Genomic DNA, 22,107 nt, shown 5'->3' with positions numbered 1-22,107 from the left:
GCTTTTCAGCTGCCTGTACGCCGGCCGGTCTGCGCCGGTTCTCCGCCAGACAATCGTCGCAAGGGGCGCGCGATTCAGTTGCCCCTATCCGCTCGCCAGCTTATCGGCTGGCGGGATTTCCTGGGGCTGCCCGGCGTCGCCGCTGGCGGACGGCAACGGGGAAATGTTGGTGGCAAGCCGCGGGTCGGTCAAAGACCCCGATGCGCCGTCATCCCATTGCCTGGGCATCTCGAGCGGCCCCAGAGTATTCAGAAACGCATCCGCGCCGCTGGACCGGTCATAGACCGGAAAATCGACCTCACGGTCGCGGAAGCTCTTGAGGACCTGCCCAAGGCCCTTCATGCCGGTTTCGCGCTGGCGGCGCACCTGGTCCAGGTCGATCTCGATAGGAAAGATATCCTCTTGCCCGGCTGCCTGGTGCAGAACATGCGCAGACGGGTCCACGACGCAGGATTTGCCCACCCCGCCTGAGCCCAGCCCGTTCACGTCAAACACATAGCACTGGAACTGCGCCGCCGTTGCCCGCGCAATCGCCAGCTCGGCATCGCGGTCGGTGGTGCCGGTCAGCACCGGATGCAGCAACACCTCGACCCCCTGCGCGGTCAGATGCCGCGTGGTCTCGGGGAACCAGATGTCATAGCATATCGACAGGCCGAAGCGGCCCACATCCGGCACGTCAAAGATACAGAAATCCGTCCCCGCCGAGATCCCGGCCTCGTAGGGGCGGAAGGGAAACATCTTGCTGTAGGTCGAGACGATTTCGCCATCCGGATTGATCACGAATGAGGTGTTGAAGATTCGGCCATCGGCCGCTTCGATGAACATCGAGCCGGGTATCAGCCAGATCTTGTGGCGGCGCGCGTCCTCCTGGAACAGCTTGATCGTGTCATTGTCGGGCGGCAGCGCAAATTTGTTCAGCGGCCCGAATGGCGACAGTTCGCTGCACAGGATCATCTGGGTCCAGGGAAAACGCGCCATCGTGACGTCGATCTTGTGGCGCAGGGCCTCGACGTTTGAATGGGCGGCGGCTACATGCATCTGGATGCCCGCAATCGCGAATGGTGTCACGTCTGTCTTTCCTTAACTGGCCGCGTCGGCGGTTAACTGGACTTTGAGTGTTGCACAGCCGCCGGGGACAGTCCACAGGCGCTTTCAAATCTGCTTTGCAGCTGCAGCAATTGGTCAGGGAACACGCTTTCCTGCCCGATCCGCAATCGAATTTGCAATTGACACGGCGTGGCCGACTGTTGCACCTGCTTTGCACAGGCAAGGAAAACACCATGATCCCGAGCACCACCGGCACCCCACCGGCCCAGACCGTTTCGACCGGTTTCGTCGTCGCGATCGTCGGATTCTTCAGTTCCTTTCCGATCGTGCTTCAGGGGCTGGACGCGATGGGCGCCAGCCATGCGCAGGCCGCGTCGGGGCTGATGGCGGCGGCGATGTCGATGGGTCTTGCGGGCATTTTGCTCAGCCTCTGGACCAAACAGCCGGTCAGCGTGGCCTGGTCCACGCCCGGGGTGGCGCTTCTGGCGGTCACCGCCGCACCGCCCGGCGGTTTCGAGGGCGCCGTGGGCGCCTTTCTCGTCGCGGGGGCGTTGACGCTGGTTGCCGGGCTCTACCGTCCCCTGGGGCGTCTGGCCGGTGCGATCCCCGCGCCGCTTGCCCAGGCGATGCTGTCAGGTGTGTTGCTGTCGATCTGCATCGTGCCCTTCCAGGCCGCGGCACAGACCCCGTGGACCGCCCTGCCCATCATCCTGACCTGGTTCATCGTGGGCCGCATCAACCGGCTGGCAGCCGTACCGTCGGCGGTGCTGATGGCCGCCTTCGTCGTCCTGCAGGCGAACGGGTTTTCCGTTCCCTTCCCGGCCACGCCCTTCACCCAGCTTGAGATCACCCTGCCCGTCTTCTCGGTTGAGGCGGTGCTGGGCATCGCTGTACCGCTTTTCATCGTGACGATGGCCACGCAGAACATCCCCGGCATCGCGGTGATGAAAAGCTATGGCTACACCGCCGAACCCGGGCCGCTTCTGTCCACCGTTGGCGGGGCCAGCATGATCTCGTCGCTGATCGGCGCCCCGGCCACGTGTCTGGCCGCGATCACCGCCGCCATGTGCTCGAACGAGGATAGCCACCCCGACCCGGCGCAGCGCTATTGGTCGGCGGCGATGGCCGGCGTTTTCTATTGCCTGATGGGCATATTCGCCGCCATCATCACAGCCTTTGCTGCCGCCGCCCCGCCACTGGTGATGGGCACGCTGGCCGGCATCGCCCTGCTGGGCGTTTTCGCCAACAGCGCCCAATCTGCCCTTGCCGACGCGAACTACCGCGAGGCCGCCGCGATCACCTTTCTGGTCACGGCATCCGGCATCACCGTCTTCGGTCTCGGCGCGGCGGTCTGGGGTCTGGTGGCGGGCGGAATCGTGCAATTGGCCAAGAAGCAGGCAACCGGGTGAACCGAGGGCGGCAGATTAGCCGCTTCAAGGCCTAGGCGGATATTGGATTCGCCGCGCTGCGCCCGCGGGTCGTCGGGGGCGCGGCGCCGCCGTCACTCACGCTCGGACCACTGGCGCATGAACGACGACCCCGGCAAAAACTTGTAACCATGGAAGGTCGGATTCTTCACACAGCATGGTCCTGGCCCCGGTGCCGACCTGCGAAAACTGTGCCCGCGCGGTATGCAAGACCGAAGGTTGCCGATCCCGCCGCCCCAAATTGCCGCCCGAGCGCGTCAGGGAGGGCGGGTGGGACGCGCGAGGGCGGCGATCACCCGGCCAGCAGATCCTTCAGCGCCAGTGCCATCACCTGCGCGGACTGGACCATATCGTCGATCCCGACATATTCATCAGGTTTATGCGCCAAGTCCAATATGCCCGGCCCGTAGGCAATGCAGTTTTTCAGCCGCCCGATCCGGTCGATATGTTTCTGGTCATAGGTGCCGGGGCTGACCACGTAATCGGGATCGCGGCCAAGGGTCGCCCCGATCGCCTTTGCCACCGCTCCGACCACCGGCGCGTCCCGGTCGGTCATGCTGGGCAGCACCCGGTGAAGCTCGCGAAGATCATAGTCAAAAGTCTCGCGCCCCGCACGTACCCGCTCCAGCACCTCGCGAATCTCCGCTTCGACTGCGCCGATATCCTCTTCGATGAGGAACCGCCGGTCGATCACCATCCGGCAGCGGTCGGGTACGCAGGGGCTTGGCAGCCCGGTATAGTCCGCCGCCTGCTCCGGCTCGCCGCCGTGGATCGAGTTGATGTTGAGCGTCGATTGCCTGGCCCCGTCCGGCACCACCGGCATATCGGTGCGCTTTTCGGCCAGCGCCGGGAACAGGCTCGCCTCCATCTCGGCCACCACCGCGCCCATGTGCCGAACCGCACAATCGCCCAGAAACGGCATCGAGCCATGCGCGATCTCGCCCTTCGTCTCGATCTCGGCCCACCAGACACCGCGATGGCCCAGGCAGATGCGATCCTTGTTCAGCGGTTCGGGGATGATCACGTGCTGCACCCGCCCAGGGTCAAAATACCCCTGCTCCGCCAGGTAGGCCACACCGCCGAACCCACCGGATTCCTCATCCGCCGTGCCGCTGATCTCGATCGCGCCGGCATGGTCGGGACAGACCGCGATGAACGCTTCCGCCGCCACGATGCTGGCCGCCAGCCCACCCTTCATGTCACAGGCGCCGCGGCCATAGACGCGGCCCTCATTCACCGCACCGCCAAACGGGTCCACCGTCCAGCCATGGCCGACCTCGACCACGTCGATATGCGAATTGAAATGCACGCACTGGCCCGCCCGCGCGCCCTCTCGCCGGGCGACGATGTTCCAGCGCGGATGCCGGTCGCTGTCGCCGATGGCGCCCTTGGCGCGGATCAGCTCGGTGTGAAAGCCCGCCCGCAGCAGGCGCCTGTCCAGGTAATCGCAGATCTCGCGATAGTTTTCACCGGGCGGGTTCAGCGTGGGGATGCGGATCAGATCCTGCGTCAGCGCCACCAGGTCATCCCGGCGCGCTTCGATCTCTGCTCTCAGTTTCTGCGCCGCGTCCATCCTGCCTCTCCTTTGGCATGACTATGCGGCGGCACTGGAAACCGGGCAAGGGTTTCCGTCAGGCGTTTTCGGCAGCAGCCCGGATGGCGCGGATATTGTCACCGTAAGGCGCGGGGTTGGTGACCGATCCGCCCTTGAACACGGCCGAGCCGGCCACCAGCACATCCGCCCCGGCGGCGGCCATCAGCGGCGCGGTTTCCGGCGTGATCCCGCCGTCGATCTCGATATGGATCGGCCGGTCTCCGATCATCGCGCGCAGTCTGCGCACCTTGTCGATCTGGCTGTGAACGAATTTCTGGCCGCCAAATCCGGGGTTTACCGTCATCACGCAGATCAGGTCGACCATGTCCAGCAGGTAATCCAGATCCTCGACCCCCGTGCCCGGGTTCAGCGCCAGCCCGGCCTTGCAGCCTGCCCCGCGAATGGCCTGCAAGGTGCGGTGCACATGCGGCCCGGCCTCAAGATGCGCGGTCAGGATATCGGCACCGGCCGCCGCAAACGCGTCGATATAGGGATCCACCGGGGAAATCATCAGGTGCACGTCCATCACCGTCTTGATATGCGGGCGGATCGCGGCGCAGAGCGGCGGGCCGAAGGTGAGGTTGGGCACGAAATGCCCGTCCATCACGTCGACATGGATCCAGTCCGCGCCCTGCGCCTCGACAGATTGGATTTCCTGACCGAAATTCGCGAAATCGGCCGACAGGATCGACGGGGCGATCTTGATCTTGCGGTCGAAACTCATGGCCCGAACTCCCCAAGCTGCAGCAACATGCCCTGCTAATGCGCAACACGCCCTGCAAGGTCAAGGTCTTTATCCTGCACGTGCTTTGTGCCAACTTCCGGCCTGAGAATGACGGTGGCCCGGATGACACCAGAAGAGATAGCAGCCGTTTCCGAATGGATCACCGCGCGCATTCCCGGCGCGCGACAGGTCGAGACCGCCGAAAAGTTCGAAGGCGGGCAATCGAACCCGACCTTTCGGCTGTCTGGCCCCGGCGGCCCCTATGTGCTGCGCCGCAAGCCGCCCGGTATCCTTCTGAAATCCGCGCACGCGGTCGATCGGGAATTCCGCGTGCAGCGGGCCCTGGCCCACAGCGACGTGCCGGTCGCCCGGATGATCGCGCTGTGCGAGGATGAGGACATCATCGGCTCGGCCTTCTATATCATGGAAGAGGTTCGCGGGCGCGCGTTCGATGACCCGCGCCTGCCTGACCTGCTGCCCGCTGACCGCAGCGCCGTGATGGATGAGATGAACCGGGTTCTGGCCGCCATTCACGACGTTGACCTGGCGGCCGCGGGGCTGTCCGATTACGGGCCATCCGGCAATTACTTCCAACGTCAACTGGACCGCTGGACCGGTCAGTACCGCGCCACGCAGACCGAAGACCTGCCCGACATGACCGCCCTGATCGGCTGGCTGGACGCGCATATGCCCGGCGATGACGGCCAGCGCACGCTGGTTCACGGGGATTTTCGTCTCGACAACCTGCTGTTCGCGCCCGAGGGCACCGAATGCCGTGCAGTGCTGGATTGGGAGCTTTCGACCATCGGCCACCCCTATGCCGATCTGGCTGGCGTCATCATGCAGTGGCAGATGCCCCCCGGGCGCGAGGGACGCGGGCTGGCCGGGGTGGACCGCGGCGCGCTCGGACTGCGGAGCGATACCCGCTTCATCGACACCTACTGCCAGCGCAGGGGATTGAAACGGATAGAGAATTTCAACTTTTACCTCGCCTTTTGCTATTTCCGTATGGGGGCGATATTGCAGGGCGTGAAGAAACGCGCGCTGGATGGCAATGCCAGCGACCCCAAGCGCGGATTGAAGCTGGGCGCGCATGTGCCCGAATTTGCCCGGCAGGGCCTCATTGCCGCGAAAGGCACCGCATGAACTCGCCCGAATTGGACCCGCGGCTGATCGAAGACAGCTATCCACTGCAACGGCATCTGGGCTTCGCGATGACCGCCTGGCAGCCGGACTTCGCGCGAATCGAGGTACCGCTGGCCCCGGTCCTGATGAACCGGCAGGGATTGCCGCATGGCGGGGTGCACGCAACGCTTCTGGATACCGCGATGGGATTTGCCGGCTGCTATACCGGCGACCCCGACCGCCGACAGATGGCGCTGACCCTGTCGCTGACCGTCAACTACCTGGCGCAGGCCGCGGGCACCCGTCTGATCGCCGAAGGCTGGCGCACCGGCGGCGGGTCCAAGACCTATTTCGCCGAAGGCAGGATCAGCGACGACCGGGGCGCGACCATCGCCACCGCCACCGGCGTATTCCGCTATCGCCGCATGGAGTGACAGGCACCCCCTTGACCTTCCAGTGACTGGAACCCTTATCTATGGTGCTACACCCCGGATAGGAGCGACAGCAATGGCTGAGGCTGTGACATTACAGTTGGAAATCGACGGCATGAGCTGTGCGGGCTGCGCCGGCCGGGCCGAACGTGCCCTGACCGCCCTGCCGGGTGTCAGCGGGGTCTCGGTCAACTTCGCCGCGCGCACGGCGCGGATGCAGCTGACCGGTGCCGACATTGCCGATGTGACCGGCGCGCTCAAGGCGGCCAACTATCCCGCCCGGGAGGCAGACATCACCCTGACCGTAGAGGGCCTCAGCTGTGCGTCCTGCGTCCACCGGGCCGAGGACGCATTACGGGCCGTACCCGGCGTGCTGGAGGCGACTGTCAACCTTGCCACCGGCCGCGCGCAGGTACGGTACTTGGTGGGAACCACTGACGCGGCGCAGCTGTCGCAGGCGCTGACCGGCGCCGGTTACAAGGCGCGCCCCGTGGAGGATGCCCCCGATACGCGCCCCGACCACGCCCGCAACGAGATCATCGCCGCGCGGGCCGCCTTTGTCATCGCCGCGGCGCTGACCCTGCCCGTTTTCGCCCTTGAAATGGGCAGCCATTTCATCCCCGGTATGCGCGACTGGGTCGATGGAATGATCGGGCAACGGAACGCATGGCTGGTTCAGTTCCTGCTGACCACCCTCGTACTGATCTGGCCGGGACGGCAATTCTTTGCCCGTGGCATCCCCGCCCTGCTGAAGGGCGCGCCTGAAATGAACAGCCTCGTCGCCATTGGCACCGGCGCGGCATGGTCGTTTTCCACCCTGTCGCTCTTTGCGCCCTCGCTGCTGCCGGAAGGTACCGCAGCGGTCTATTTCGAGGCGGCGGCGGTGATCGTCACCCTGATCCTTCTGGGTCGCTGGCTCGAGGCGCGCGCGCGCGGACGGACCGGCGCCGCGATCCGCAACCTGGTCGGCCTGCAGCCCAAGACTGCGCGGGTCGAGCGTGGCGGGGATGTCATCGACATCGCCATCGACCAGGTGGTTGTGGGCGATACCGTCCATGTCCGCCCCGGCGAACGGATCGCGGTTGACGGCGAGGTGCTGCAGGGCGAGTCCTATGTCGATGAAAGCATGATCTCGGGCGAGCCGCTGCCCGTCGCCAAGACCCAAGGTGAGGAGGTCATCGGCGGCACCGTCAATGGCAATGGCGCGCTGTCGTTCCGCGCCACCAAGGTCGGGCGGGACACGGTCCTGGCGCAGATCATCGCGATGGTCGAACAGGCGCAGGGAACGAAATTGCCGATCCAGGCACTGGCCGACCGGGTGGTACGGGTATTTGTGCCCATCGTCATCGTGCTGGCCCTGCTGACGGTGCTCTGCTGGAGCGTCGTTGGCCCGGAGCCGTCCTTTGCCTATGCGATGGTGGCAGGTGTTTCCGTGCTGATCATCGCCTGCCCCTGCGCCATGGGGCTGGCCACCCCGACCTCGATCATGGTGGGTACGGGCCGCGCCGCCGAACTGGGCGTATTGTTTCGCAAGGGCGATGCCCTGCAGGGGTTGGATTCGGTCAGGCTCGTCGCCTTCGACAAGACCGGCACCCTGACGGAAGGGCGGCCAACCGTCACCCGGATCGAGCTAAGCGCGGGACGCGATCGTGCGGAAACCCTGCGCCTGATCGCGGCGGCCGAAACCCGGTCCGAACACCCCGTCGCCCGCGCGATCGAAACCTTGGCTGAAGGCGTTGACCTTCCGGCGGTCTCCGAGTTTGCCGCCATCGGCGGATTCGGCCTTTCGGCGCGGGTAGACGGCCACGATGTGCTGGTCGGCACCGCCCGGCTGATGCAGGAGAACGGTGTCGATTGCCGCGCATTTGTCGGCGCCGCATCCGATATGGGCCGGGCTGCGCAAACACCGGTCTATGCGGCAATCGACGGCGCACTGGCCGCGGTTCTGGCGATATCCGATCCGGTCAAATCCTCCAGCCGCGCGGTGGTGCAGCGCCTGCAATCCGAGGGGGTCAGGGTGGCGATGGTGACCGGAGATACCGAGGCTACGGCCAAGGCGATCGCCAGCCAGCTGGGCATCGACCACGTCACCGCCGAGGTCTTGCCCGGCGGCAAGGTCGAGGCCGTTGCGTCCCTGCGTGACGCGTTCGGGCCGGTGGCCTTTGTCGGTGACGGCATCAACGACGCCCCGGCGCTGGCCGAAGCGGATGTCGGCCTTGCCGTCGGCAGCGGAACGGATGTGGCGATCGAGGCGGCCGATGTCGTGCTGATGTCGGACGATTTGAACGGGGTTTTGCGTGCGCTGGCGCTGTCACGGGCAACGATGCGCAACATCCGGCAGAACCTGTTCTGGGCCTTTGCCTACAATGTCGCGCTGATCCCCGTCGCGGCGGGGGTATTATACCCGCTGACCGGGCTGTTGCTGTCGCCGATGCTGGCGGCGGGGGCGATGGCGCTGTCTTCGGTTTTCGTCCTGACCAATGCCCTGCGGCTGCGCCGCATGACCCCGGCCGGAACCGCGTGAAAGGAGCCCGAGATGAATATCGGTGACGTGGCAAAACGCACGGCCATCCCGGTCAAGACCATCCGCTATTACGAGGAGATCGGCCTCATTCGGCCGCTGCGCGACACCAATGGCTATCGCGCGTTCCGCGACAAGGACTTGCACAAGCTGGCCTTTTTGGGCCGTGCCCGCGCGCTCGGGTTTTCGATCGGGGATTGCCGCGCGCTGATGGCGCTTTACGAGGATGAAAACCGGGCCAGCGCCGATGTCAAACGGCTGGCGCAGGATCACCTGCACCAGATCGAGGACAAGATCGCCCAGCTCAGATCCATGCAAGCCACGCTGAACGAACTGGTGCGGGCCTGCGCTGGCGACAGCCGGCCCGATTGTCCCATTCTGCGCGACCTGGCGTCCGAGTGAGGCCGCCCGGATCGGCAGGCGCAATGCGCGCGGGCCGACGATTGCTCTTTGAGTATTTCGGGAACGGTGAAAGCGCAGGGCCTCTTGCCCCTGACAGATCAAATCCATTGACCAGCACGGATCAGGGCGGCAGACCACGGCGAACCGGCTAGAGCTCCCTGCCGGCCTTGTATTCGCTCCACCGCAGCATGGCATTGGCCCCGACCGAGGCAAAGGGTTCCGGCGGCAGGCGCGAGGGGGGCGGCTGATCCAGGACTGCGTTCAGCAGGTCCGATCCGACGCCCGAGGCGAGATCGGCCATCAGCATCCCGTGCAGCGTGCCCTTGGCCACGCCCAGACCGTTCTGACAGCAGGCCGAGTAAAGCCCCTCATCCACCTCGCCAAGCGCCGGGACGCTGTTGCGGCTGAGGCAGAGCCGGCCGCTCCACCTGAATTCCATCTCGACGCCGGCCAGCATCGGGAAACGCGCGGCAAAGCTCTTGTCATGGTCGCGCGCCATCCGCGCCACACGCGCATCGCTGACCTGCATCGCGGCGTCATAGGTGAACCGGTTGCGCACGATGATCCTGTCACCACCTGTGCCCGAGATACGCCGCACGGTCGATCCCATCGGATCAGCCGGTGTCAGACCCCAACGCGCGTCCCCGCCAAGGCGGGCGCATTCCCCGGGGGTCAGCGCGCGGGTCATCGAGGCGTAGAGGTGGATATGCATCAGCCGCCCGGTGAAATGCCCGAAACTGTTGGCATGCCCGTTCACTGCCATGATGACCCTGGGCGCGGTGACCGAACCGTGCCGCGTGCGGGCGGTCCAGTCGCGGCCGCGGCTCAGATGCGTCACCGGCGCATTCTCGTAAAGGCTGACACGGTTCGATTTCAGCCCGCCGGCGATGCTGCGCACGTAGAGCGCCGGCTGGATCAGGCCGGCCCCGGGGGTGAACAGGCCGCCCTGGTAATAATCGGTGCCGGTGATATCGCGCATCTGCGCGGCATCCAGCATCTCATGCGCCTCGCCCATACGGGTCAGGTGCTGTGCATAGTCCAGATTGTGCCGGTGGCCACGCTCGGACGCGGCGGCGTTGATCTTGCCGGGCCGCGCGAACGCCTCGGCGCTCAACCCGAAATCGGCGGCCATTTCGGCGGCAAATTCGATGGCCGCGCGATTGGCGGCGGCATCCTGGCGATCCCGCTCCATCTGGCCGCCGTAACCCTCGGAGGTCAGGTGATGCGGCAGGTCGATCATGAAACCGGTATTGCGCCCGGCAGGGCCCTGGCCGATGCGACCGGCCTCCAGCAGAACGATCCGCGCGTCCGGATGCAGAAGCGACAATCTGCGCACCGCCGACAACCCGGCAAAACCGCCGCCGATGACCAGCCAGTCGGCGGTGATTGGCGCAGTCAACTCGTCAGGGGCGCCAGGCGGCGGCAGGATGCCGTTCCAGCCGGAAAGGCCGGTATCCACCGGCAGACGTTTTACTTTCATGGCAAACTCAACTGTGCGGTACGGCCACCGTCGATGGTATAGATCTGGCCGGTGATGAAACTTGCCTCGTCTGACGCCAGCCAGCAGATCAGCCGCGCGACCTCGTCGGGCGTGCCGGTGCGGCCAACCGGGTGAATGCGGCCGATGTCGCGGCGAAACGCCTCAGGATCGCCCAGGCTTTCGATGAAATCGACATTGAGCGGCGTGTCGATCCAGCCCGGCGCAACCGCGTTGCAGCGCACGCCGTCCGGACCGTGATCGACCGCAACGGCGCGGGTAAGCCCGTGCAACCCGGCCTTCGAGGCGCAATAGGCCGGATGGCGCGGGTTCGATCCAAGCCCCTCGATCGAGCCGACATTGACGATCGCACCACGACCAGCCTTCAGCAGCGGCATCGCATGGCGGATCAGCAGGAAGGGCGCGGTCAGGTTGACCTGCATCTGCAAAGACCAGTCGTCCAGGCTGGTTTCCTCGACGGTGCCTTCGCGCATCATGCCGGCATTGTTGACCAGAATGTCAAGCTGGCCGGCGGCCCCGATGATGTGGCCAATCACCTGTTCAGGTGCGGCCGGGTCGGTCAAATCGGCGGGGATCGCATCGTGTTCGGACGCGCCGCGCTGCGCGGTAAAGACCCGCGCGCCTTGGTCGGCCAGCATCCGCGCGGTGGCCTGCCCCATCCCGCTCGAGGTGCCGGTGACCAACGCCACCTTATCCGCGAACCGCCCCGTCATCCGACCGGTTTCGCACCATTGACCTCGACCAGCGCACCGCAGACATAGCGCGCCGCGTCAGACGCCAGAAAGGTAACCACGTCGACGATATCCTCGGGCTCGGCGATACGGCCAAGGGGAACGCTGGCATTCAGCGCCACCACCGCCTTGTCCGGGTCGAGGCCGCGAATGGCGAAACCGGTGCGCAGCATCGGCGTGTTGACCTCGTTCGGACATACCGCGTTGACGCGGATACCCTGCCGCGCGTGATCCCGTGCCAGACATTGCGTGAGCGAGGCCACCGCCGCCTTGGACATGACATAAAGCGGGTGGTCCGGCCCCGGGCTAAGGCCCCAGCAGGACGCGGTGTTGACGATTGCGCCACCGTCCGCGCCGGCCATGATCGGGATGGCTGCGCGGCACAGCCGAAACGGTGCCTCGACATTGACGCCCATCGTCAGCGCATAGTCGGCATCGGTCGCCGTGGTAATGTCGCCGCGGGTGATGACGCCAGCGTTGTTGCACAGAATGTCCAGCCCGCCCAGCGCCGCGGCCACCCGGCCGGGCAGCGCGTCACAGAACGCGCCATCCAGAAGGTCACCGTCGAAATGCGCGTCGGCCTCAACCCCGGAGGTATCGCGATCGGTCACCGCCACCTGCGCGCCCTCGGCCCTCAGGGCCGCGACCAGCGTCTTGCCGATCCCGCCCGATGCACCGGTCACCAGGGCGCGTCTGCCTGCAAACCTCATCTCGCCACCTCATATCTGATCGGCAGGCGTATGGCCCCGGTATTGCCACTGTCCGGCATCCATTCGGGTTCGCCGTCATAAGATACCGTCTCAAAGGTTTCGCGCAGCGCGGTCAACGCCGCCGCCAGGTCGGTACGGGCGACGAAATGGCCGATGCAATGATGCGCGCCGCCGCCAAATCCGAAATGGCGCTTGCGCGGCTTGGTGATATCGAAGCGCGGATCGTCACAGATTTCCGGGTCGCGGGCCGAAGAGTGAACCAGCAGATGCAGCACGGTACCGCGCTGGATGACCGTGCCGTTCATCTCCACATCTTCTGTCGCTTCCCGCGTGGCCCATGTCGTCGTGGGGCGCGCGCGGATAAATTCCTCTACCGCCGCCGGGATCAGGCCGGCATCGCGGCGCAGGGCCCGCCATTGTGCCGGGTTCTCGATGAAAAGCGAAAGCCCGAGGCCCAGCAATGCGCGGGTCGTATCCACCCCGCCAAAGATCGAGATCACGATGGTATTCAGCAGTTCTTCGTGGCTGCAATCGCCGTTGCGATCGAATTCGGCCACCATGCGGGCAACATAGCTGTCGCGATCACGGCCGCTCCGAACCCGCCCGACCAGCCGTTCGGCCAGATCAAACAACCGTTCGCAGGCGGCATTGCAGCGGTCTTCATACTGCCTTGCCGTGATCCCCATCGCCAGCCCCAGTTCCGAGGCGTCACGAGCGGCACCGGGCCACTCGTCCTCTTCCAGGGCCAGAAGAGCCGCGATGACCTTTCCGGTGAAGGGATCACTGAACGCCGACTGGAACTCGGCGTGATCCGTCTTGCGCAGTTGGGCACACAGCTCTCGGGCCGCTTCCAGAAATACCGGCGCAAGGCTCAGCACATATTCCTTGCTCAGCGCGGGAACCGCGAGGGCCCGCATCCGGCCATGCGCCTCGCCCTCCTGGCCGATCACCGAATGCCGCCAGAAATCGGCGAACCGGCCTTTGATTCCGACGATCTCGGGCCAGTTGTGGCTGCCCTGGCGAAACCGACGGTCCCGCAGGATCTTGCCGACCTCGCGATAGCGCAGCACCGCCAGCCCGTAGGGCGTTTGCGCGCACCATCCCCTGTCCCGCGCGGCCAGCACCTCGGGGCTCCGGGTCGAGAAGCCGGGATCGGCAAGATCGAGATAGGGCAGCGCGGGTGTCATCAATACTCCTGGTTAAGCGCGTCAGCCGCAGGAATTTCACGTTCCCGCCGGGCAATGTAGTCCAGCAGCGCCTCGTTCACGTCCTCGCCCAGGCTGGGTTCCTGATAGCTCGCCAGCAGGTCGCGGGTGTATTGCAGCGCGCGTTGGTTGATCTCGATGCTGCCTTCGGCCTGCCATTGCTCGATCGAGTTGTTGTCGAAGAGATCAGGCATGAAGAACGCCCGCTGGAAGTTCTCCAGCGTGTGCGGATGACCCAGGTAATGCCCACCGGGACCGATATCGCCCACCGCCGCGACGGCCTCGTCAAAGTCATCCCAGCGGATGCCCGAGGCCATGCGATGTGCCATCGCGCATTGTTCCGCGTCGACGACGAACTTGGCCATCGAACAGTGCATCCCGGCCTCGTTCCAGCCCGCGCTGTGCCACATGTAGTTGGTGCCGGCCATCTGCAGCGCCATCAGCGTGGTGGCGCTCTCATAGCCCGCCTGCGCGTCGAATGTCTTGGCCCCGCCCAGGTTGGTCGAGCTGCGCCACGGCACGCCGTAGAACCGCGCCATCTGGCCGATCATCATGTTCATCATCGAAATCTCCGGCGTACCCGCCATCGGCGCGCCGGATTTCATGCTGACGGTCGAGAGGTAATGGCCGTAGATCGCAGGGCAACCCTTGCGTACCACCTGGGTATAGGCCAGCGCGCTCAGCGCCTCGGCATTCAGTTGCGCCACCGTGGGCGCCACGCTCGCCGGCGTGTTGGCGCCGCCCAGCACGAAGGGCGAACACAACACCGGCTGGTTGCGCTTGTTGAAGGCGCGCATTGCGCCCAGCATGGTTTCATCCCAGACCAGCGGAGAATTGCCGTTGCAGTTGCCGGTCACCACCGGGTGGGTTTCCAGGTAGTCCTCGCCGAAGAGGATCGCGCACATCTCCATCACGTCCTCGGCATTCTTCGGGCTGGTGGTCATCCCCATGAAGGTCTTGTCGGAGTGTTTCATCGACGAATAGGTGATGCGCAGGTGCCGCTGGCTGATCGGGTGATCATAGGGTTCGACAATGTGATGCGCCGAGGAGTGCAGCGCGGGTAGCATGTGGCTGAGCTTATGGAAATTCGCCAGATCCTCCAGCGTCGGGTTGCGGCGCACATCGTCAAGGTCACGCAGGAAAGGCGCACCAGTCATCGGCACGAAAATTGCATGATCGCGCCCGAAGGGCAGGTTGTTGGCCGGGTTGCGGGCGTGATAGGTGAAAGTCTCGGGGATGGTTTTGATCAGTTCGCGCACCAGCCCGCGATCCAGGTAGACGTTTTCACCCACAACCTTGGCACCGGCCTTGCGCCAGTCCTCCAGCGCGATTTCATCGCGGAAGTGCACACCGACATTTTCCAGGATATGCATCGACGCGGCGTCGATCCGTTCAACCTGCTCCTGGTCCATCATTTCGGTCAGCGGCATCTGCCGCTTGAGGGCGGGCAGCATGGTGAAATCCTTCACCTGTCGCGCCGATGTTCGCGCGCCCCGTCCGCGGCGGGTCTTGCCCACTGCTTCCACGCTCATCCTACGTTGTCTCCTTCAGATGGATCGCCCAGGTCGATCCAGATGGTCTTGAGTTGGGTGAACTGGTCATGGGCGTGGACCGAATTGTCGCGCCCGCCGAAACCGGATTGCTTGTAGCCGCCGAAAGGTGTGCTGATGTCGCCCTCGCCGTAGCAGTTGACGGTAACGGTCCCCGCCTTGATCTCGCGCGCGGCGCGGATGGCAGCCCGTGTATTGGCAGTAAAAACGCTCGCCGCGAGGCCGTAGGGCGTGTCGTTGGCCAGTTGGATCGCCTCTTCGGTACTGCTGACTTCGATCACGCTGAGGATCGGACCAAAGATTTCCTCTTGCGCCTTCTTGTCCGTGGCTTTCACCTCGTAGACCGTGGGCGGCACGAAATTGCCATCGGCCTTGCCGCCAACCACCGCCTTGCCCTTCAGGTACTTGCCGACCTTCTTGCAGTGCTCGGCGTCAATGAGCGCGCCCAGATGGTTTGCCGGGTCCAGCGGATCGCCGGTTTTCCAGTCGCGGATGCGCGCCACGATGCGTTCCATCAGCGGCTCCTTGACCGATTTGTGCACAATCAGCCGCGACGCCGCCGAACAGTTTTCGCCCATGTTCCAGAACGCCGCGTTGACCACATGTTGCGCCACGTGATCGAGGTTCTCGGCATCCGCCAGCACGACGCAGGGGTTCTTGCCGCCGCATTCCAGCGTGACCTCTTTCATGTTGCTGTCGGCCGCATATCGCAGGAACCGTTTGCCGGTCTCGGTTGAGCCGGTAAAGCTTACCATGTCCACATCCATGTGCATCCCCAGCGGCTCACCCACCGAGGGGCCATCGCCCGGCAGCACCTGCAGCACGCCGCGCGGGACGCCCGCCATATGGGCAATCTCGGCCAGACGCAGAGCGGTCAGGCTGGTCTGTTCGGCGGGCTTCACGATCACCGAATTGCCGGCGGCCAGCGCCGGGCCGATCTTCCACGCCATCATCAGCATCGGGAAGTTCCACGGCAGCACCACGCCCACCACGCCCAGCGGTTCGCGCACGATCATGCTGATCGCATCATCGCCGGATGGTCCGGTCTGGTCGTAGATCTTGTCGACCAGTTCAGCGTGCCACTTGATCGAGTGGATGGTCTCGGGGATGTCGATCGTCTCGCAATCCAGAACCGGCTTGCCGCTATCGAGGCTTTCCATCACCGCCAGTTCGCGACGGCGGCGGGTGATGAGCTTGCACATGCGGATAAGCACATCCTTGCGCTCCGACGGGTGCAGGCGCGACCAGTGGCCCTGATCGAACGCCTCGCGCGCCTTCTTGACCGCGAAATCAACATCCTTGGCATTGGCAGTGCTGATCCTGGTCAGCACCTCGCCGGTGGCCGGATTGATCGTGTCCATCATCGGGCCCGAGCCCTTGCGGAACTTGCCGTCGATGAACGGGGTTGCGGGCAGGTCGATCTCGGCGGCGATGGCGCCATATTCGTCGCGGGTCAGAAGGTCAGTCATTTGGCCTCTCCTGTGATTTTGGCCACGGCCGTGTTCATGGTGCGGATCACTTCCTCAAGCGCCCGCTTGTCGTCCTTGTTGAGCGGATGCAGGGGTTTGCGCGGTGGGCCGGCAGGGATGCCGCGCATGGTCAACCCGTGCTTGATGCACTGGACGAATTTGCCGCCCTGTTCGAGCACCCGCATCAGCGGCAGCATCGCCGACATGATCGCCCGGCCCTTGGTGAAATCGCCCTCGACCACGCAAGCCTGGTAGAGCGCGATATGCGCCTCGGGGGCAAAGTTGGAGCCCGCGCAGACCCAGCTGCGCGCACCCCAGGCGAAGAATTCCAGCGCCTGGTCGTCCATGCCGCAGCTCAGCTGGATATGCGGATAGTCCCGCGCCAGCAGGTGCAGGCGGTTGATATCACCCGAGCTTTCCTTGATCGCGCAGAAATTGGGCGACCGCCCCAGGCGATCGAGCGTTTCCTCGTCCATGTTCACGCCCATCCGGCCGGGATAGTTGTAAAGCATCGCGGGCATGTTGGCGGCGCGGTCCACCGCAAGGCAATGCAGTGCCACCTCGCGGCCGGTGGGGCAGGAATAGGGCGGCGTGGCGATCAACAGCGCATCCGCACCCACCTTCCTGGCGGCCTTGGCGTATTCGATGCTGTTTTCAGTGCGCATATCGCCGGTGCCCGCGATCATCGGCACGCGCCCGTTGATGAGCTTGTGCACGCGCTTCATCAACCAGATGCGTTCATCAAAGCTCTGCGCGTAATATTCACCGGTCGTGCCCGCCACGATGATCCCGTGCACGCCCGCACCGATCAGCAGGTCCACCGCATCGGCAAGCGCCTGCTCGTTGACGCTGAAATCATCATTATAGGGCGTCACCAGGGGCGTGTAGATGCCTTCAAAGCGCATGTTTTCTGTCCTTCATTGCAATCACGTCCAGCGGCAGCGGGTCGGGGGAAACGAACTGCTCCAGCCGGTCGCGTGACAGGTTCCAGTGATCAATCGTCAGGTCGACGATCACCGCCGATTCCTGCCGCTCGATGGCGACAATCATCGCGTCATGGTGGTCAATCGCCTTGGTCACACGGTGTTTTTCGTCCTCCGAGACCGGGCGGTAGAATGTCTGGCTCAGCCGCGTGTGGTCGATCAGCATCCGACCCAGGCTGGCCCGCAGGTAGGGGTTGTGTGACATGATGCCGATCTGTTCGTGAAAGGCATGGTTCAGCAGGGCCGCCCCGGCGGTGTCCCCTGCCAGAACGGCGGCGCGGAACTCTTCCTGTATAGCCTTCAGCGGCGGGATCTCGTCCGATCGGCGGTTTTCGGCGGCCAGGCGTGCGACATTGGCGTAGATCATCGGTGCGGTCTGGAAGAACATCCGCATGACCGTCAGATCCATCGAGGCAACCTTGGCCCCGCGATTCTGCTCGATCCGCACATAGCCTTCGCCGCTGAGGCGCTGAAAGACCTCTCGCATGGGCGTGCGTGAAATACCGTAATGGTCGCACAGGCTGGCCTCGTCCAGATCGCTGCCCGGCGCGATATCCTGCCGCAATATCCGCATGCGCAGATCGTCCAGACAGGCGGTTTTCTTGTCTTTGGCCATCGAATCTCCTCGCTGGATACATTTTGTATACATTTTGCATAACGAGTCCAGCTTTTTCTCGAGGCAGGCCGCAGCACAGGCCTGGAACAGACCGTGCGGATTGGTTTCGCCACGGGGGTGAGACAGGTCAGAAAGCTGCTGTTCGGGCCGAAATTCAGGCGGCAGGGGTCGCCGCGATCATACCGAGGCCTGGGCTGTCAGGCGCGCCTGTTCTTGCGCAGATGCGCCTCAAGCGCGGCCAGCCCTTCGTCCAGCCCCCTGCGCCCGAAACCCAGGCGGAAACGGTCCGTCGGTGTCGGACCCAGTTCTGAGGAATAGATGGTGCTGGGCAGGAACAGAACCCCCGCCTCCTCGACCAGAGACCGGGCAAACGCCTCGACCCCGTCAGCGCCCTTGTATCGCGGGAACGCCATGCAAGACCCGTCGGGGCGCGACCACTCGAAAAGATCGGGGTGGCGGGCAAAGAACCCATCCCACTTGGGCAGGTTTTCGTCCACGATGGCACAGTTGCGCGCCAGGATCGTCTGGCGATGTTCCAGGGCGATCTTGGCCAGCCGCTCGCTGGGGCCGGAATTGCAGATCGACAGGTAATGCTTCATCCGCTCCATCCGGGACAGCACATCCGTGTCCTGACAGGCGATCCAGCCGATCCGCAACCCCGGCAGCCCGTAGGATTTCGACATCACGCCCAGCGACAGGCCACGCTCGTAGAGGTCCGCGACGAACGGCAGGTGTTCGGTGCCGGACGGCCCAAGCCCGTTGAAAATCTCGTCATGCAGGATGTAGATGCCGTGTTTGCGGCATAGCTCGATCAGCGCCTGATAGCAATCCGTCGGCAGGATGGCGCCGGTCGGGTTATGCGGAAAGTTGATCGTGACCAGCCTTGTGTTTGGCCGAATGGCATCGGCCACCCGGTCAATATCCAGCGACCACCCGTCATCCGGGTCCAGCGGCACACCCGTAGCGCTGCAGATCGCCATCGGCAACGTCTCGTGCGACTGGTAATTGGGCGTCACCACGATAGCGTGGCTGTCACGATCCAGGATCACGTTGTTGGCCGCGAAAATCCCCTCGCTTGCGCCGGCGAAACACAGGATATTCGCGGCGTTCTGATCCGCGTAGGTGGCCGCCACAGCCGCGCGCAGATCGGACGCGCCGAAGGTCTCGGTATAGCCCAGCCACATCCCCTCGTACTCGGCCCGCTCTTCCGGCGTGGCCATTGCCAGCAAATCGCCCAGCGACATGCTTTCGGCATCCGAGGCGGTCAGATGATACCGCGCCTTGAATTCCCATCTGGCAAAATGCGTTTCCAGTCTGAAATCGGGAAGGGACGGCATGGCAGGGCTTTCGGCAAAGGGTGCGTCCCTGCTGCATAACCCATCGCCTGAGGGTTTCGAACCCCTGCCGTCACCCGCCGGTCACGGCTGCAACGCAACCCGTGTGGTTTCCCCCGCCCAGCCATCGACATTGCAACGGGCGCGGATAAAGACCTCTCGGGTGCCATCGGGAAAGACCACCCCGCTGAGCGATCGGGTAAATGGCTGTTCGTCGACATGCGGATGCAGCAATTCGCGATAGGCCAGCCGGTTGCCCTCGGCATCCAGAACCTCCCAGCCGTCCGCGTAGTGCTCCCACCCGGTATCCGCATGTTTCAGGGTCACATCGACCCGCCAGACCATGCCGGTCTTCTTGATGCGGGCATCGATGATCTGCGGCCCTTCCGCCCAGGCGGGGAACGCGATCAGACAAGCGGTGAGCAGCGTGAGAAATTTAGTCATGCATCTCATCTTATCCGGACCCGCAAAGATTTCGAGTCACGACTATGTGTGAGCTGTGTTTTCATTCCGGCAACATCAGGATTTCCTTTGACCGCGATGCAAACTCTCGCCGAAAAAGTACAAAACAGGTCATCGCCACCGCAGCCATCAACGCCCCCGGCCCCAGCAGCCAGGCGCTTGCCGCCAGGCCGAAATAGATCGAGCGCAGCCCGCGGTTGAAACTGCGCGCGCCCGTGACGTTGATCTCGGCCGCCTTCTGGGCCCGTATCCTGGCCTGCGGATCAGAGGGATCATTGGGCACCGACCCCATCAGGACCCCGCAATAGCCGAACAGGCGGTTGGCCCAGACGAATTTGAACAGCGCATTGGCCAGGAAGCCGAGGATCACCAGCACCTTCAACTCCCAGACGATGCTGGGGCCGCCCTCCAGGGTCAGGTCCGCGGCGATGCCCATCAGGCGTTCGGTGTTGCCCAGCAACGCCAGACACCCGCCGATGGCAAGCATCGTGGCCGACGCGAAAAACGACGTGCCCTGCCGGATCATCATCAGCAACTGCGCGTCAAAAACGCGCGGTTCCCGTGCGATCATATGCGCCATCCACTCTCGGCGGTAGCCGGCCATCAATATCGTGACCGACTTCATGCTTTTGAATTCGTTTTCAATGAGATAGCCGATAACGCCCCAACCCAGCACCAAGAGACAGAGCGCCGCCAGATCCAATGTGGTAAAATGCGAAAGCCGTTCGATCAGATCCATACTTCCCGCATAGCGCGTCATGGATCGACTTGCCAGTCGGATAAATTGGTTATAAATTATTACCAATCGGAGAATATCAATGGAAATGCCACAACCCAACCCGCTGATCATCGCGCGCAAAGCAGAGTTGATCGACCGTCTCCGTGCGGTCTTGCCCCCGGATGCGATCATCTCCGACGACCACGAAACACGCGCCTATGAATGCGATGCGCTGACCGCCTATAAATGCCCGCCCTTGTTGGCGGTACTGCCGGGTTCGACCCAGGAAGTCTCGGACGTGCTCAGGATTTGCCACGATATGGGCGTGCCGGTGGTGCCGCGCGGTTCGGGCACGTCGCTGGCGGGCGGGGCGCTGCCCACCGCCGACAGCGTGATCCTGGGCGTGGCGCGTCTGAACGAGGTGCTGGAAACCGACTATGACAATCGTTTCATCCGGGTGCAGTCCGGCCGCACCAACCTGTCGGTCACCGGTGCGGTCGAGGCTGAGGGTTTTTTCTATGCCCCCGACCCTTCGAGCCAGCTTGCCTGTGCGATTGCGGGCAATATCGCGATGAATTCGGGCGGAGCGCATTGCCTGAAATACGGGGTCACCACCAACAATCTGATGGGTGTGACCCTGGTGCTGATGGATGGCACCGTGACCGAGATCGGCGGCGCGTTCTTCGACGCCGAAGGACTGGACCTGCTGGGCCTGATCTGCGGGTCAGAGGGCCAGCTTGGCGTCGTCACCGAGGCCACGCTGCGGATCCTGCGCAAGCCCGAGGGTGCGCGGCCCGTGCTGATCGGCTTCGACTCGAACGAGGTCGCCGGCGCCTGCGTATCGGACATCATCAAGGCGGGCGTGCTGCCGGTGGCGATAGAGTTCATGGACCGCCCCTGCATCCGCGCGACCGAAGCATTTGCCGGGGCAGGATACCCCGATTGCGAGGCCCTCTTGATTGTCGAGGTCGAAGGCAGCGACGCCGAGATTGACGAACAGCTGGACACGATCGTCAGGATCGCCCGCACACATGATCCGGTCGAGCTGCGCGAGAGCACCTCGGCCGAGGAAAGCGCCAGGATCTGGCTGGGCCGCAAGTCCGCGTTCGGGGCCATGGGGCAGATCAATGACTACATGTGCCTGGATGGAACGATCCCTGTCAGCCAGTTGCCCTATGTGCTGAAACGCATCGGCGAGATGAGCAAGGAATACGGTCTGGATGTGGGCAACGTGTTCCATGCGGGCGACGGCAACATGCACCCGCTGATCCTGTTCGATGCCAACAAGCCCGGCGATCTTGAGCTGTGCGAGGCCTTCGGCGCCGATATCCTGCGGCTCTGTGTCGAGGTCGGCGGCTGCCTGACCGGTGAACACGGGGTGGGCATCGAAAAGCGCGACCTGATGATCGACCAATATGCGCCTGACGATCTCGATATCCAGATGGCGGTCAAGGATGTGTTCGACCCGAAATGGCTGCTGAACCCGGCGAAGGTATTTCCGCTTGCCGCCTCGGACACGCGCCGGATCGCGGCGGAATAGCGTTAACTTGATATAGGGGC

General features: G+C 64.1%; 20 protein-coding genes. 6 read left to right on the top strand and 14 right to left on the bottom strand.

Going from position 1 to position 22,107, the window contains the following annotated elements; all coding sequences use genetic code 11:
• Positions 1-84 precede the first annotated feature (84 nt).
• A complete protein-coding gene (locus AAFO92_RS17920; RefSeq protein ID WP_347537461.1) occupies positions 85-1,068 on the bottom strand; it encodes a carbon-nitrogen hydrolase family protein in 984 nt (327 codons plus the stop codon).
• 212 nt (positions 1,069-1,280) lie between these two features.
• On the opposite strand from AAFO92_RS17920, the gene AAFO92_RS17915 reads away from it, so the two are divergent.
• Entirely contained in the window at positions 1,281-2,456 is a 1,176-nt protein-coding gene (locus tag AAFO92_RS17915; protein WP_347537459.1) for a benzoate/H(+) symporter BenE family transporter, read from the top strand.
• A gap of 310 nt (positions 2,457-2,766) precedes the next feature.
• On the opposite strand, the gene AAFO92_RS17910 is transcribed toward AAFO92_RS17915, so the two are convergent.
• The gene (locus AAFO92_RS17910; RefSeq protein WP_347537457.1) at positions 2,767-4,047 is read right to left on the bottom strand and encodes an acetylornithine deacetylase/succinyl-diaminopimelate desuccinylase family protein; all 1,281 of its coding nucleotides are present in this window, start codon (positions 4,045-4,047) and stop codon (positions 2,767-2,769) included.
• 58 nt (positions 4,048-4,105) lie between these two features.
• Positions 4,106-4,792: a ribulose-phosphate 3-epimerase gene (gene rpe, locus AAFO92_RS17905; RefSeq protein WP_347537455.1), complete on the bottom strand. Its 687-nt coding sequence runs from the start codon at positions 4,790-4,792 to the stop codon at positions 4,106-4,108.
• A 123-nt stretch (positions 4,793-4,915) separates the two neighbouring features.
• Between rpe and AAFO92_RS17900 the strand changes: the two genes are divergently transcribed.
• The 4 genes from AAFO92_RS17900 to cueR all read left to right on the top strand — a co-directional run bounded on the left by AAFO92_RS17900 (position 4,916) and on the right by cueR (position 9,271).
• Entirely contained in the window at positions 4,916-5,938 is a 1,023-nt protein-coding gene (locus AAFO92_RS17900) for a phosphotransferase family protein (RefSeq protein ID WP_347537453.1), read from the top strand.
• Positions 5,935-6,351 carry a PaaI family thioesterase gene (locus tag AAFO92_RS17895; RefSeq protein WP_347537451.1) on the top strand — a complete coding sequence of 139 codons (417 nt, stop codon included), beginning with the start codon at positions 5,935-5,937 and terminating at the stop codon, positions 6,349-6,351. The genes AAFO92_RS17900 and AAFO92_RS17895 overlap by 4 nt, the downstream gene beginning before the upstream one ends.
• 73 nt (positions 6,352-6,424) lie before the next feature.
• On the top strand, positions 6,425-8,872 hold the full coding sequence (locus AAFO92_RS17890) for a heavy metal translocating P-type ATPase (RefSeq protein WP_347537449.1): 2,448 nt from the start codon (positions 6,425-6,427) through the stop codon (positions 8,870-8,872).
• A 12-nt stretch (positions 8,873-8,884) separates the two neighbouring features.
• A complete protein-coding gene (cueR, locus tag AAFO92_RS17885; protein WP_347537447.1) occupies positions 8,885-9,271 on the top strand; it encodes a Cu(I)-responsive transcriptional regulator in 387 nt (128 codons plus the stop codon).
• 148 nt (positions 9,272-9,419) lie between these two features.
• Here the strand turns inward: cueR and AAFO92_RS17880 are convergent, their stop codons facing one another.
• The 11 genes from AAFO92_RS17880 to AAFO92_RS17830 form a co-directional block, all read right to left on the bottom strand.
• Complete coding sequence (locus AAFO92_RS17880; protein ID WP_347537446.1) at positions 9,420-10,751, bottom strand: FAD-binding oxidoreductase; 1,332 nt, start codon at positions 10,749-10,751, stop codon at positions 9,420-9,422.
• Positions 10,748-11,482: an SDR family oxidoreductase gene (locus AAFO92_RS17875; RefSeq protein WP_347537444.1), complete on the bottom strand. Its 735-nt coding sequence runs from the start codon at positions 11,480-11,482 to the stop codon at positions 10,748-10,750. Before AAFO92_RS17875 ends, AAFO92_RS17880 begins: the two co-directional genes overlap by 4 nt.
• Positions 11,479-12,210: an SDR family oxidoreductase gene (locus AAFO92_RS17870; protein ID WP_347537442.1), complete on the bottom strand. Its 732-nt coding sequence runs from the start codon at positions 12,208-12,210 to the stop codon at positions 11,479-11,481. The genes AAFO92_RS17875 and AAFO92_RS17870 overlap by 4 nt, the downstream gene beginning before the upstream one ends.
• Positions 12,207-13,397 carry a cytochrome P450 gene (locus AAFO92_RS17865; protein WP_347537440.1) on the bottom strand — a complete coding sequence of 397 codons (1,191 nt, stop codon included), beginning with the start codon at positions 13,395-13,397 and terminating at the stop codon, positions 12,207-12,209. Before AAFO92_RS17865 ends, AAFO92_RS17870 begins: the two co-directional genes overlap by 4 nt.
• The gene (locus AAFO92_RS17860; RefSeq protein ID WP_347537438.1) at positions 13,397-14,947 is read right to left on the bottom strand and encodes a trimethylamine methyltransferase family protein; all 1,551 of its coding nucleotides are present in this window, start codon (positions 14,945-14,947) and stop codon (positions 13,397-13,399) included. The genes AAFO92_RS17865 and AAFO92_RS17860 overlap by 1 nt, the downstream gene beginning before the upstream one ends.
• Positions 14,944-16,434 carry an aldehyde dehydrogenase gene (locus AAFO92_RS17855; RefSeq protein WP_347537437.1) on the bottom strand — a complete coding sequence of 497 codons (1,491 nt, stop codon included), beginning with the start codon at positions 16,432-16,434 and terminating at the stop codon, positions 14,944-14,946. The genes AAFO92_RS17860 and AAFO92_RS17855 overlap by 4 nt, the downstream gene beginning before the upstream one ends.
• Positions 16,431-17,339, bottom strand: a complete 909-nt coding sequence (locus AAFO92_RS17850; RefSeq protein ID WP_347537435.1) for a dihydrodipicolinate synthase family protein — start codon at positions 17,337-17,339, stop codon at positions 16,431-16,433. The genes AAFO92_RS17855 and AAFO92_RS17850 overlap by 4 nt, the downstream gene beginning before the upstream one ends.
• Complete coding sequence (locus tag AAFO92_RS17845; protein ID WP_347537433.1) at positions 17,329-18,033, bottom strand: GntR family transcriptional regulator; 705 nt, start codon at positions 18,031-18,033, stop codon at positions 17,329-17,331. Before AAFO92_RS17845 ends, AAFO92_RS17850 begins: the two co-directional genes overlap by 11 nt.
• A 197-nt stretch (positions 18,034-18,230) precedes the next feature.
• A complete protein-coding gene (locus AAFO92_RS17840) occupies positions 18,231-19,370 on the bottom strand; it encodes a pyridoxal phosphate-dependent aminotransferase (protein WP_347537431.1) in 1,140 nt (379 codons plus the stop codon).
• 81 nt (positions 19,371-19,451) lie between these two features.
• The gene (locus tag AAFO92_RS17835; protein WP_347537429.1) at positions 19,452-19,811 is read right to left on the bottom strand and encodes a hypothetical protein; all 360 of its coding nucleotides are present in this window, start codon (positions 19,809-19,811) and stop codon (positions 19,452-19,454) included.
• Positions 19,812-19,872: 61 nt separating this feature from the next.
• Positions 19,873-20,568, bottom strand: a complete 696-nt coding sequence (locus tag AAFO92_RS17830; RefSeq protein WP_347537754.1) for a DUF599 domain-containing protein — start codon at positions 20,566-20,568, stop codon at positions 19,873-19,875.
• Positions 20,569-20,647: 79 nt separating this feature from the next.
• On the opposite strand from AAFO92_RS17830, the gene AAFO92_RS17825 reads away from it, so the two are divergent.
• Positions 20,648-22,087: an FAD-linked oxidase C-terminal domain-containing protein gene (locus AAFO92_RS17825; protein ID WP_347537427.1), complete on the top strand. Its 1,440-nt coding sequence runs from the start codon at positions 20,648-20,650 to the stop codon at positions 22,085-22,087.
• Positions 22,088-22,107: the final 20 nt, after the last annotated feature.

Origin of the sequence: Roseovarius sp. CAU 1744, from assembly GCF_039839345.1 — a bacterium.
GTDB lineage: Bacteria > Pseudomonadota > Alphaproteobacteria > Rhodobacterales > Rhodobacteraceae > Roseovarius.
The sequence above is the reverse complement of the archived record's forward strand: the minus strand, read 5'-3'. Positions and strand labels throughout refer to the sequence as shown.